The sequence below is a fragment of the Vibrio sp. genome (assembly GCF_038138445.1).
In the GTDB taxonomy this organism is placed as follows: domain Bacteria; phylum Pseudomonadota; class Gammaproteobacteria; order Enterobacterales; family Vibrionaceae; genus Vibrio.
This window is the reverse complement of record NZ_JAYQDQ010000001.1, coordinates 99,855-112,446: the sequence shown is the minus strand read 5'-3', so window position 1 is coordinate 112,446 and position 12,592 is coordinate 99,855. Positions and strand designations below refer to the sequence as shown.

Sequence of the window (12,592 nt, the reverse complement as noted above, 5' to 3'; positions counted from 1 at the left end):
GTAATGGCCACGATTCATACACTCAGTCAACTTCTGAACCAAAGCGATTGCCAATACCAGGTATACGACTTAGGACGCCGCATAAAACGCATTGATAATAAGACTTTTTCAGATGTTGAGCACGGCCTTCAGCCCTATCCATACCCGTTACAACGCAAGGCTCATCTCGCAATTTGTTACTGGAACGAAAGCAAACAGCCATGGATCTGGTTTTTAAAATTTGAGCTGGATGAGCGTGGATTACTAAAACAAGCGGATGTTGGAAATTTCCTTAAATACGTCATCGAAGCAATGGGAACACGTATCAATAAGGAGATGACACAAGAACAACAGCAGAAATTGGCAAATAATCCATATACCTTCAAACCTGCTGAAGACAAAATGGCGGTATTCCATAGCCAAATTCGAGCTTTGCTATCGCTACCTTGCAGCCAATATTACGAGCATGCACAATGCTACTTTTCTGGCAAGCTAGGATGGAACAAATGGCAAACTGTCGGGCTACAAGGCGTAACCGATGTCTGTGCTCGCCTGAGCGAAGAACAGAATGGTGTATATTTACGTAAAGCAATAAAACAACTGCCAAATGAGCCTCTATATGCTCTACTTGGTGCCCTCGAACATTCATGTCTACCAGATAAACTCGCAGAGCGACTGAAAGAATTAGCCTTCGACAAAATCAATCAACAATGCCCAGATCTTTTCCTCATTGGAGCGTTAACTCGTGCTTTATCTGGTGCAGATGACCAGTATTTGTATCCAGTAATTAAGGAAATCCTTTCATCGGCACGTCTCAGTCACCAAGAAGTGCTTATCGGAATCGCGGGACGCTGTTGGCATATACTTGCATGCCCCGAGTTATCAGAGACGTTTTTACTTAGGTTGGCACAAACTGGCAATCAGGCATTATTTAATCAGCTATTTGCTGACTTAGTCATGTTACCTGAGCTGAGAATGGTATTACTCCCCTTGCTACATTCAACACCGACTCCCGAGTTAGCAAACGCTCTGACTCAGCTCCAGCAAGCAACAAAAGGCTAGTTAATGATTGGGAATTTGTTTGCCATATTAGCCCTGTTTCTGCTCGCCTTTATTTTCTGGCAACAAAGGCGACAAGCAGAATTAGCTAAGGCAATAGCGTCTAAGAAATGTAAACAACTTGACTTGCAACTACTGAGTGTCGCGCTAAAAAAACATAGTGCAAAAATGCCCGATGGCCGCTGGTACTGGCACTCTATTTATCAATTCGAGTTTTCTTCACTTGGCGATGACTGTTATCAAGGACAGTTGATTATGCGTGGCTTGAATCTGATGCAAGTGAAAATTCCGCCTCATAGGATGTAGATACATAGCGGTAATAATATGGAGCAGCATAGGCATCACCTCCTTGTCGCTTGAATCCTACCTTCTCCAAAACTCGGATTGAAGGGATATGACAACTATCGACTTTAGCGCTCACCTGCTGCAGATTTAAATCATCCAAGGCTTTGGGTAAGAAAGCTCCTATGACTTCACTTGCTAACCCTCTTCCCCAATAGGCTTTATCAAACATAAAGCCTAATTCTGGCTGCCTATCTAGGTCGTGAATAAATACATGACCAATATAATCTCGTGAGTGATTATCGAGAACAGCAAGAGCGTATATACTCGGATCATGCAGAATACGTTGGAAGAGGCCTTTAGCAGAGGATACTGTAAGTAGGGCTTCTCGTTGATTAGAGTGCCTGACACAGTAATTGAGTATTAAGAACTCAGACTGTAGAGATTCATTGTAGGGAACGAGTAAAGTTCGACGAGTTGCAATAATCATGGCCCCACCTTATTGACAGCGTGCCCCCTACACTGCAGGGGGCACTTTCATTTCTCTTCTAGAGAAATAAGGCCGCAAGTCATACCAACTAAAATATTTATTGTTGTAGGTTATTACTTTTTGACGTTGTTAGTTTGAATAATGACTAAGCCAATATATCCTTGATGCATTGCATCTTATTAGCTATCTGCCTAGTTTTACTGCCTAGTCACTAAAAACCACTATACTGAATGCTGTAGAGCTTTCATTTTTTATTATAAGTATCAGTGCCCTAGCGACGGATACACTTTATAACATTCAGTAATATAAGCAATGTCCTAAATCACTTTACTACTAATGACTCAATATTAAAAAATCAAAAAATCCATATTATTCATAAAGTTAAACAAAACCATCACTTGCGCAACTGATAAAACTAAATTTTATCTCACGAGGACTATAAGAGATCTCTTACAAGAGGGCTAAGTGTTTTCTATTCGCATTCAGATATGAGTTTAAGTATGATTAAAGTAAATCAAAGGTAAGGAGAACTAATGCTTACTCAAGATGTTAGTGATGAGTTAACTAAAGTTTTACAGCAAATCCAGGCAGAGGGCAAAGAACCGACGGTCGCACTCGTTAAGTCCCGTTTAAAGACTGCTGTTCCTATTCCAGCTTTAATCAAAGTTATAAAAAACTGGAAGCATTCCAAACATGTCCCAAAGGTAGAAGTTTCAGCTAAAGAAGTGAGCAGTGATGAAAAGATCGCTCAGTTAGAAAAACAAATCGTAGACCTAACGATGAGACTCGAGACGCTGGAAAAGAGGTTTTCACAAGGTTAGCTTTTAGGTTCAACTTAGATATAAAAAAGGCTCAGCAATATGCCAAGCCTTATAAGGTATTTTAAAAAGTAGATTACCAGCCAGTTACTTCACGTAGACCTTTGCCGATGTCAGCTAGAGACTTAACAGTCTTAACGCCCGCAGCTTCTAGTGCAGCAAACTTGTCTTCAGCTGTACCTTTACCACCAGAGATAATCGCGCCAGCATGACCCATACGCTTACCTGGAGGAGCTGTAACACCAGCAATGTAAGAAACAACTGGTTTAGTGACGTTCTCTTTGATAAACGCAGCAGCTTCTTCCTCAGCAGTACCGCCAATTTCACCAATCATTACGATAGCTTCAGTTTCAGGATCTTCTTGGAACAGTTTAAGGATATCAATGAAGTTTGAGCCAGGGATTGGGTCACCACCGATACCAACACAAGTGGACTGACCGAAACCTTCATCTGTAGTCTGCTTGACTGCTTCGTAAGTGAGAGTGCCTGAACGAGACACGATCCCAACTTTACCTTTCTTGTGGATGTGACCAGGCATGATACCAATCTTACATTCATCTGGAGTGATTAGGCCTGGACAGTTAGGACCGATCATGCGAACGCCAGTTTCTTCTAGCTTCACTTTCACGTCGATCATATCTGTTGTAGGAATACCTTCAGTGATGGTTACGATAAGCTCGATACCCGCATCAATCGCTTCTAGGATTGCATCTTTACAGAAAGGTGCTGGTACGTAGATAACTGTTGCCGTTGCACCCGTAGCTTCTACTGCTTCGCGTACTGTGTTGAATACAGGAAGACCTAGGTGGGTTTGACCACCTTTACCCGGAGAAACACCACCAACCATTTGCGTACCGTATGCAATGGCTTGCTCAGAGTGGAAAGTACCTTGACCACCAGTGAAACCCTGACAGATTACTTTGGTGTCTTTATTAATTAGTACAGACATTATTTGCCCTCCGCAGCAGCAACAACTTTCTGAGCTGCGTCAGTTAGCGACTCAGCTGCAATGATATCAACATCAGAATTAGCAAGAACTTCGCGACCTAGGTCAGCGTTAGTGCCTTCTAAGCGAACAACAACAGGTACGCTTACACCAACCTCTTTAACTGCACCAATAATACCCTCGGCAATCATGTCGCAACGAACAATACCACCAAAAATATTTACCAGTACGGCTTTCACATTGTCATCAGACAAAATGATCTTAAACGCTTCAGCTACACGCTCTTTAGTCGCGCCGCCACCTACGTCTAGGAAGTTAGCTGGTTTGCCACCGTGTAGGTTTACAATGTCCATGGTACCCATAGCAAGGCCAGCACCATTAACCATACAACCAACATTTCCATCTAGTGCTACGTAGTTCAGTTCCCACTGAGCAGCGTGTGCTTCACGTTCATCTTCTTGTGAAGGATCATGCATTTCACGTAATTTAGGCTGACGGTAAAGAGCATTAGAGTCGATGTTGATCTTACCGTCTAGACAAAGTAGGTTACCTTCGCCTGTTACAACCAAAGGGTTTATTTCAAGCAACGCAAGATCGTACTGTGCAAACATAGTGCCCAGTCCCATAAAGATCTTAACAAACTGCTTGATCTGATCGCCCGAAAGGCCGAGTTTAAAAGCTAGTTCACGACCTTGGTAAGCCTGAGGACCAACAAGTGGGTCGATGGCTGCTTTATGAATAAGCTCCGGAGTCTCTTCCGCTACTTTTTCGATCTCGACACCACCTTCCGTCGAAGCCATAAATACAATCTTGCGAGTTGCACGATCAACCACAGCGCCTAAGTAAAGCTCATTAGCAATATTTGATGCTTCTTCAACAAGAATTTTTGTTACTGGCTGACCATTAGCATCTGTTTGGTAAGTGACTAAGTTTTGACCTAGCCACTTTTGTGCAAATTCCTTGACGCCTTCTTTTGTGTCATGTAATTCAACACCACCAGCTTTACCACGTCCACCTGCGTGCACCTGACATTTAACGACTTTCTTCTCTGTGTTTATTCTTCCCGCTGCTTCGAAAGCTTGCTGAGGAGTATCACACGCATAGCCTTCAGGCACAGGCAAACCGAATTCTGCAAACAGCTGTTTGGCTTGATATTCATGCAAATTCATTTTGTTATTCCGCTTGTTTTCCCTTAAGGGGTTTATTATGTCCATGACGTTTTCATCTATTGATCTAAACGTCTGTAGGGTCTTCTCAAATAAAACGCTAACTATGTAACGATTCAAATGAAGGCGGAACATTGAGCCTGTTCCGCCTTTTCAAAACCATTACCACTGAATACGAAAATTCCATCAGTGGTAAGAGTTAACTATACGTCAAGAAGTAGACGTGCAGGATCTTCAAGAAGCTCTTTGATCGTAACCAAGAAACCCACTGACTCTCGACCATCAATTAGGCGGTGATCGTAAGAAAGTGCAAGGTACATCATAGGCAAGATTTCAACCTTTCCATCCACAGCCATCGGGCGATCTTGGATTTTGTGCATACCAAGAATTGCAGACTGAGGTGGGTTGATGATAGGGGTAGACATTAATGAACCAAACACACCACCATTTGTGATTGTGAAGTTGCCGCCCATCAATTCATCAACAGTAAGTTTTCCATCACGACCTTTGATAGCTAACTCTTTTATACCTTTTTCGATCTCAGCAAAACCTAACGTGTCACAGTCCTTAAGCACAGGAGTAACCAAACCACGCGGCGTAGAAACTGCCATACTGATATCGAAATAATTATGGTAAACAATATCGTCACCATCTATCGACGCATTGACTTCTGGGAAACGTTTTAGAGCTTCAGTAACCGCTTTCACATAGAAAGACATGAAACCCAGACGAATACCATGACGCTCTTCGAATTGGTCTTTATATTGCTTACGAAGGTCCATAATCGGCTTCATGTTAACTTCATTAAACGTAGTCAACATAGCTGTACTGTTTTTAGCTTCAAGCAGGCGATTAGCCACTGTCTTACGCAGACGTGTCATAGGAACGCGCTTCTGACTGCGAGCTGCAGCTGGAGCTTCAACACTTGGCGATGCAGCTGCCGCGGGGGCAGATTTAGCATTAGCTAGGTGAGCTTCTATATCTTCACGAGTAATACGGCCGCCAACACCTGTGCCTTTCACTTGGCTTGCATCTAAGCTATGTTCAGCTAGTAGGCGGCGTACCGCAGGGCTTAGAGCATCATTAGTCTCTTCAGTAAGAGAGGCTGTGTGTCGCTTGTCAGGAGAGGCCTCTGCTGCCTCTGTTTTATCCTGCGTTGGCTCACCAGCAACAGCGCCTGGGTTTAGCTTAGCGATAAGTTGCTTAGAAAGAACTGTGGCTCCCTCTTCTTCAATTATCGCTTCAAGAACACCAGCTTCAGGTGCTGGTACTTCCAAGACTACTTTGTCGGTTTCAATATCAACCAGTACTTCGTCACGCTCTACTGCGTCACCTGGTTTTTTGTGCCATGTTGCTACTGTCGCATCTGCAACAGATTCAGGTAAATCTGGAACCAGAATTTCAATTGTCATATCTGTTTCTTCCTTTCACTTCTAGTTCTTAGTTCGAAGTTGTTGTATTAACGGTAAGCGCATCTTCAACTAGCGCTTTCTGCTGTTTTAAATGTACCGACATGTAACCAACAGCTGGTGAAGCAGACGCTGCTCTACCTGCATACTTGAGATCCGCTCCGGCTGGAATGGCCATGCGGAAGTTATGTTGACTACTGTACCAAGCTCCCTGATTCTGAGGCTCTTCCTGACACCAAACATAATCTTTCACATTCGTGTACTGTTCGATAGCTGCTTTAACTTCCTCCAATGGGAAGGGATAGAGCTGCTCAATGCGCACGATGGCAACATCTTCCTGCTCATTGCTGCGACGCTGTTCAAGCAAGTCAAAGTAAACTTTGCCTGAACAAAAGACCACTCGTTCTACTTTGCTAGGATCTAAATCATCTATTTCGGCAATAGCAGGTTGGAAAGTTCCTTCTGCCAACTCTTCGAGAGTCGATGTACAAAGAGGATGCCTCAACAATGATTTAGGTGACATAACCACAAGAGGTCTACGCATAGGTCTCACGACTTGGCGTCTTATCATGTGGTAAACCTGGGCCGGAGTTGAGGGAACAACAACCTGCATGTTTTGTTCCGCACACAGCTGTAAGTAGCGCTCTAGGCGAGCTGACGAGTGCTCTGGACCTTGCCCTTCATAACCATGAGGAAGCAACATAGTTAAGCCACATAAACGTGCCCACTTCTGCTCACCCGACGAAATGAATTGGTCGATTACTACTTGAGCGCCATTAGCGAAATCACCAAATTGAGCTTCCCAAATTGTAAGGCCACCAGGCTCTGCCGTAGCGTAACCATACTCAAATGCGAGAACAGCTTCTTCTGATAATACAGAGTCGTAGACTTCGAAAGGACCTTGTTTATCGTGCACATTAGCAAGAGGTATGAAAGTACTTGCATCAGTCTGATTGTGGAGCACTGAGTGACGATGGAAGAAGGTGCCGCGACCAGAATCCTGACCAGAAATACGGATACGCTTACCATCGTCAACCAAAGTCGCATATGCCAAGGTCTCTGCCATACCCCAGTCTAATGCTTTTTCGCCGCTCATCATTGACATACGGTCGTTGTAGAGCTTATTAACCCGACTTTGAAGTCTATGGCTATCTGGGTATTGGCAAATTCGTTGCCCTAATTCAACGAGGCGCTCTTTGCTGTACGTACTGTCCCATGCAACATCCCAGTCATGCCCTATGTATGGAGCCCAATCTACAGAGTGCAGAGCCATAGGTCTCCACTCTTTAACAACGACTTCACCACGATCAAGTGCATCACGATACTCATTTACGAGTTGAGTTGCAGTATCAATACCAAACTCTCCACGTTCAATCAAAACGTCAGCGTACAACTTACGTGGTGTAGGATGTTTTTTGATCTTTTGGTACATTAAAGGCTGAGTCGCATTTGGCTCATCGGCTTCATTGTGACCGTGTCGGCGGTAACACACCAAATCAATGACAACATCACGTTTGAACTCATTACGGTAATCCAAAGCAATGCGCGTAACAAATGCCACCGCTTCGGGGTCATCCGCATTAACGTGGAATATCGGCGCTTGGACCATCTTGGCGATATCCGTACAGTACATTGTTGAACGGGTATCGTTTGGATTAGACGTTGTGAAGCCAACTTGGTTGTTCACGACAATGCGCACAGTACCACCAACTCGGTAGCCACGGGACTGAGACATATTAAAGGTCTCAGCAACAACACCCTGCCCTGCAATCGCCGAATCACCATGAATGGTAATCGGAAGTACTGTATTACCTTCAGCATCACCTAAGCGGTCCTGACGCGCACGAACTGAACCTATGACCACTGGATTAACAATTTCTAAGTGGGAAGGGTTAAATGCAAGTACGAGGTGAACATCGCCACCAGGCGTTGAAAAGTCAGCGGAGAAGCCTTGGTGATATTTAACATCACCTGTACCCCACGTTTCATCGTGTTTACCAGCAAACTCATCAAACAGGTCTTGAGGCTTTTTACCCAGAACATTGACCAACATATTCAACCGGCCACGGTGCGCCATACCCACGACGACTTCACGCATGCCATTTTTACCAGCATGTCTAATGAGTTCCTTCATCATAGGAATGAGGGCATCACCACCTTCGAGAGAAAAACGCTTAGCTCCCGGGAATTTCGCCCCTAGATAGCGTTCCAATCCTTCCGCTGCTGTAAGCTCTTCTAAGAACTCTTGCTTCTCTTGTTTAGAGAATGAAGGTTGACCAACAACTGACTCAAGACGCTGTTGAATCCAGCGTTTTTGTTCAGTATTCGTCATGTGCATGTACTCTGCACCGACAGAACCACAATAAATCTTATTCAAAGCTGAGTGGATATCTTTGAGCAACATGGTCTCTTGACCAATTGCGAAAGAACCAACATTGAACGATTCTTCAAAGTCTTCTTCAGTGAGGTGGTGGAATGCGGGATCTAGCTCCACCACTGCAGGGCGTTGCCATAAACCGAGAGGATCAAGTTTCGCTGCTTCATGACCGCGGAAGCGGTATGCATTGATCAGTTGGAGAACTTTTACTTGTTTTGCGTCGACATCTGGGTCACTAACTTGGACATTGTAATGCTTTGTTTCTTGAGCGAGACGCCGGAAGTAATCACGGACACGTGAATGAGGTTGTTCTTTCACCTCTTCTAACGGCTTGGGCAAGCCATCAAATACACGTTTCCACTCCTCACTTACCAGGTCGGGGTCACTTAGATACAGTTCGTAGAGATCTTCTACATAAGTTGCATTGGCGCCAGCCAAGTGTGAAGACTCGAGCCATGCCTTCATCACGCCGTTGTGCATATTTTCCCTTAACCAGTAGTTTTCACGTTTGCTTCGGTCTATGCCGAGCTATAGAAAGCCAGCTACCAAAATAGCTGGCAATTTTGTTATCAATTTACACCGAACGATTAACCAACATAGATTTAATATGACCTATGGCTTTCGTCGGGTTGAGTCCTTTAGGACAAACACTTACACAATTCATGATGCTATGACAACGGAAAACGCTAAATGCATCATCAAGATTTGACAAGCGTTCATCGGTTGCAGTATCACGGCTATCAATCAACCAACGATAAGCAGCCAATAAACCTGCAGGACCAATAAATTTGTCCGGGTTCCACCAGAATGACGGACATGATGTGGTACAACACGCACACATGATACACTCGTACAAGCCGTCCAAATGAGCTCGCTCATCTGGAGATTGCAGATTTTCACGAGACGGCGGCAGAGCATCGTCATCAATCAAGAAAGGTTTAACTTTGGCGTAATTGTCATAGAACTGGATCATATCAACGATTAAGTCGCGTACCACTGGCAGTCCTGGCAACGGACGAATCACTATTTTTCGCCCTGTCAAAGCTGACAAGGGGGTGATACATGCCAGGCCATTTTTGCCGTTCATATTCAAACCATCGGAACCACAAACCCCTTCTCGACATGAACGTCGGAAAGCGATAGTTGGATCTTGTTCTTTCAGCAGAATTAACGCATCTAACACCATCATGTCAGAGCCTTCATCAACCTCTAAAACGTAATCCTTCATGTATGGCTTTTTGTCTACATCTGGATTGTAGCGATACAAAGAGAAGTTCAGTTTCATAATTCAATCCTCCCCTAGTATGTACGAACTTTAGGCGGAAATGCTTCACGATGAACTGGTGTCATATTAACATCGCGTTTTGCCATTGCTTCCGTTTCCGGATTGTATATTGAATGGCACAACCAGTTTTCATCATCGCGCTCAGGATAGTCAAAGCGAGCATGCGCTCCACGACTCTCAGTCCGGTAATTCGCAGCCACTGCGGTTGAGAATGCCGTTTCCATCAAGTTGTCGAGTTCCAGGCACTCAATACGTTGAGTGTTAAATTCTGACGACTTGTCAGCAAGGTGGGCATCTTTGAGGCGTTCACGAATAACTTTAAGTTCTTCCAAACCTGTAGCCATTGCATCACCTTCACGGAACACAGAGAAGCTATTTTGCATGCAAGTTTGTAGATCTTTACGGATTTGAACAGGGTCTTCCCCGCCTGTACTATTTTCCCATCGCATAGTTCGAGCTAGCGACGCTTCAATGTCAGATTCAGTAGCAGGACGAGCTTCCGCCTGCGCAGCCAAAGTCTCACCTAAGTGAAGACCGGTTGCTCGACCAAATACGACTAAGTCAAGCAGAGAGTTACCACCTAAGCGGTTAGCACCGTGTACAGAAACAGAGGCAATTTCACCACAGGCATACAGACCTTGAACTTCAACATCACTGCCATCAGCTGTTTGTTTAATCGCTTGTCCAGAAACCTGAGTTGGAACTCCACCCATCATGTAGTGACAGGTTGGGATTACTGGGATTGGCTCTTTAACAGGATCGACGTGAGCAAAGGTTCTTGAAAGTTCACAAATGCCAGGTAGACGAGACTCGAGGACATCTTTACCAAGATGATCAAGCTTAAGCTTGATATGTGGTCCCCAAGGACCATCGCATCCACGACCTTCTCGAATTTCAATCATCATTGAGCGAGCGACAACGTCTCGACCAGCAAGGTCCTTAGCATTGGGAGCATAACGCTCCATGAATCGCTCGCCATCTTTGTTTAACAGATAACCACCTTCTCCACGACAACCCTCTGTCACGAGTACACCAGCTCCGGCTATACCAGTTGGGTGGAACTGCCACATTTCCATGTCTTGCATAGGAACGCCAGCACGCAATGCCATGCCAACACCATCACCGGTATTAATGTGAGCATTCGTAGTCGAAGAGTAGATTCGACCCGCTCCCCCTGTTGCCAATATCGTTGCTTTGGATTTGAAGTAGCAAATTTCGCCACTCTCCATACAGATTGCTGTACATCCCATAATGGCGCCGTCTTGGTTCTTGACCAAGTCTAATGCGTACCACTCAGAAAATATGGTGGTTTTGTACTTAACGTTCTGCTGATATAAGGTATGGAGAAGAGCGTGACCTGTTCGGTCAGCTGCAGCTGCTGTTCTAGCCGCTTGCTCACCGCCAAATTCTTTCGACTGGCCGCCAAAAGGACGCTGGTAAATAGTTCCGTTATCAAAGCGAGAAAATGGTAGACCCATTTTTTCTAGTTCAATAACAGATTCAGGGCCATTTTTACACATGTATTCAATAGCATCTTGGTCGCCGATATAGTCCGAACCTTTGACTGTATCGTACATGTGCCACTGCCAGTCATCCTTATGCGAGTTGCCAAGGGCTACTGTGATACCACCTTGAGCAGAAACAGTATGAGAACGAGTAGGAAAAACTTTTGATAGCAAGGCACAAGTTAAGCCTTGCTCTGAAATTTGCAGTGCTGCACGCATGCCTGCACCGCCAGCGCCGATTACTACGGCATCAAATTCGCGAACTGGAATAGACACTTACGCACCCCACAAAATAAAGAGACCAGAAAAAAAGTAGCCAAATAACACTGCGATTACACCCAACTGAAGGAAACCGCGTAATTTGGTGCACTTGATGTAGTCTGTAAGCACTTGCCAAAGACCTATCCATGCGTGAATAAGCACCGATACCAAAGCAAGCATAGTAAATACTTTTGTGAAAGTTCCACCAAAGAACTGTGTCCATGAGACGTAAGAGATATCCGCGAAAGCACAGAAGCTTACTAAATATATAGTGTAAAGGGTCATAATGATCGCCGATGCACGGATTAGCAAAAAGTCATGCACACCATTGCGACCAAAAGATGAAATGTGTTTTACCATACTAAAATCCCCGCCAATACTGACAGAACGACTGTTGCTGCAAATGCTACTTTTGCACTCATTGCACCAGATTCCAGCTCTTCAAAATGACCTAAATCCATTAGCAAATGACGAATACCACCTGCTATATGGTAGGACAAAGCTGTCAAAATACCCCATAAAATAAATTTCACAATGAAACCGTCGACAATATCGACAGCTTGTGCATAACCTATTGGGGAGGACAGGGAAATGGATAATAACCAAAGAAGTATCCCGATCGCGACAAACGTAATTACCCCCGAAACTCGGTGTAAAATGGATGCGATTGCGGTGATCGGAAAGTTTATTGTCTGTAAATCTAAATTAACAGGTCTTGACTTTCTTTCTTTCACGGGCTTGCTCACTCAGCTCCACTGAAGCATTTATAGTTATGAACGAAATCTGACTACAAACCTACAAAAGTTAACATTTATTCAACAGCTAACACGCCTATAAAACGTAATGAAGTTGCATAAAATTTTAACGACAAGGGTTGAAACATCACCTCACATATGTTCCAAACCTTCATTTTATAAGGTTTCAGTCAAAATTTACGGCGCCAATATACGGCTGACCATATTTTAGCACAATTGATGTAACAATTTTTGCTACATAGAACAGATTTTTAACCTTA

At 44.2% G+C, this 12,592-nt stretch carries 12 protein-coding genes; 3 read left to right on the top strand and 9 right to left on the bottom strand.

The window, feature by feature from the left end:
* Positions 1–3 precede the first annotated feature (3 nt).
* Together AAFM34_RS00520 and AAFM34_RS00515 are read left to right on the top strand one after the other, a co-directional pair.
* Positions 4–1,041 carry a DUF3549 family protein gene (locus AAFM34_RS00520; protein WP_341658905.1) on the top strand — a complete coding sequence of 346 codons (1,038 nt, stop codon included), beginning with the start codon at positions 4–6 and terminating at the stop codon, positions 1,039–1,041.
* A gap of 3 nt (positions 1,042–1,044) precedes the next feature.
* Positions 1,045–1,344: a DUF3301 domain-containing protein gene (locus tag AAFM34_RS00515; protein ID WP_341658903.1), complete on the top strand. Its 300-nt coding sequence runs from the start codon at positions 1,045–1,047 to the stop codon at positions 1,342–1,344.
* Here AAFM34_RS00515 and AAFM34_RS00510 read toward each other — a convergent pair.
* The gene (locus tag AAFM34_RS00510; protein WP_341658901.1) at positions 1,292–1,810 is read right to left on the bottom strand and encodes a GNAT family N-acetyltransferase; all 519 of its coding nucleotides are present in this window, start codon (positions 1,808–1,810) and stop codon (positions 1,292–1,294) included. The two genes, AAFM34_RS00515 and AAFM34_RS00510, sit on opposite strands and share 53 nt — an antisense overlap.
* Positions 1,811–2,343: 533 nt before the next feature.
* Between AAFM34_RS00510 and AAFM34_RS00505 the strand changes: the two genes are divergently transcribed.
* Positions 2,344–2,631 (top strand): hypothetical protein, encoded by a 288-nt coding sequence (locus tag AAFM34_RS00505; RefSeq protein ID WP_341658899.1) that lies wholly within the window; start codon positions 2,344–2,346, stop codon positions 2,629–2,631.
* Between the two features lie 73 nt (positions 2,632–2,704).
* Here the strand turns inward: AAFM34_RS00505 and sucD are convergent, their stop codons facing one another.
* The 8 genes from sucD to sdhC all read right to left on the bottom strand — a co-directional run bounded on the left by sucD (position 2,705) and on the right by sdhC (position 12,323).
* Positions 2,705–3,577, bottom strand: coding sequence for a succinate--CoA ligase subunit alpha (gene sucD / locus AAFM34_RS00500; RefSeq protein WP_006881309.1), 873 nt, complete (start codon positions 3,575–3,577; stop codon positions 2,705–2,707).
* Positions 3,577–4,743, bottom strand: coding sequence for an ADP-forming succinate--CoA ligase subunit beta (gene sucC / locus AAFM34_RS00495; protein WP_341658887.1), 1,167 nt, complete (start codon positions 4,741–4,743; stop codon positions 3,577–3,579). The genes sucD and sucC overlap by 1 nt, the downstream gene beginning before the upstream one ends.
* Positions 4,744–4,943: 200 nt before the next feature.
* Positions 4,944–6,152: a 2-oxoglutarate dehydrogenase complex dihydrolipoyllysine-residue succinyltransferase gene (gene odhB / locus AAFM34_RS00490; RefSeq protein WP_341658885.1), complete on the bottom strand. Its 1,209-nt coding sequence runs from the start codon at positions 6,150–6,152 to the stop codon at positions 4,944–4,946.
* Between the two features lie 28 nt (positions 6,153–6,180).
* Positions 6,181–9,006: a 2-oxoglutarate dehydrogenase E1 component gene (gene sucA, locus AAFM34_RS00485; RefSeq protein WP_341658883.1), complete on the bottom strand. Its 2,826-nt coding sequence runs from the start codon at positions 9,004–9,006 to the stop codon at positions 6,181–6,183.
* A 94-nt stretch (positions 9,007–9,100) separates the two neighbouring features.
* The gene (locus AAFM34_RS00480) at positions 9,101–9,811 is read right to left on the bottom strand and encodes a succinate dehydrogenase iron-sulfur subunit (protein ID WP_341658881.1); all 711 of its coding nucleotides are present in this window, start codon (positions 9,809–9,811) and stop codon (positions 9,101–9,103) included.
* A gap of 14 nt (positions 9,812–9,825) precedes the next feature.
* Positions 9,826–11,592, bottom strand: a complete 1,767-nt coding sequence (gene sdhA / locus AAFM34_RS00475; protein ID WP_341658879.1) for a succinate dehydrogenase flavoprotein subunit — start codon at positions 11,590–11,592, stop codon at positions 9,826–9,828.
* Complete coding sequence (gene sdhD / locus AAFM34_RS00470; protein WP_114786635.1) at positions 11,593–11,937, bottom strand: succinate dehydrogenase, hydrophobic membrane anchor protein; 345 nt, start codon at positions 11,935–11,937, stop codon at positions 11,593–11,595.
* Complete coding sequence (gene sdhC, locus AAFM34_RS00465) at positions 11,931–12,323, bottom strand: succinate dehydrogenase cytochrome b556 subunit (RefSeq protein ID WP_152431009.1); 393 nt, start codon at positions 12,321–12,323, stop codon at positions 11,931–11,933. The genes sdhD and sdhC overlap by 7 nt, the downstream gene beginning before the upstream one ends.
* Positions 12,324–12,592: the final 269 nt, after the last annotated feature.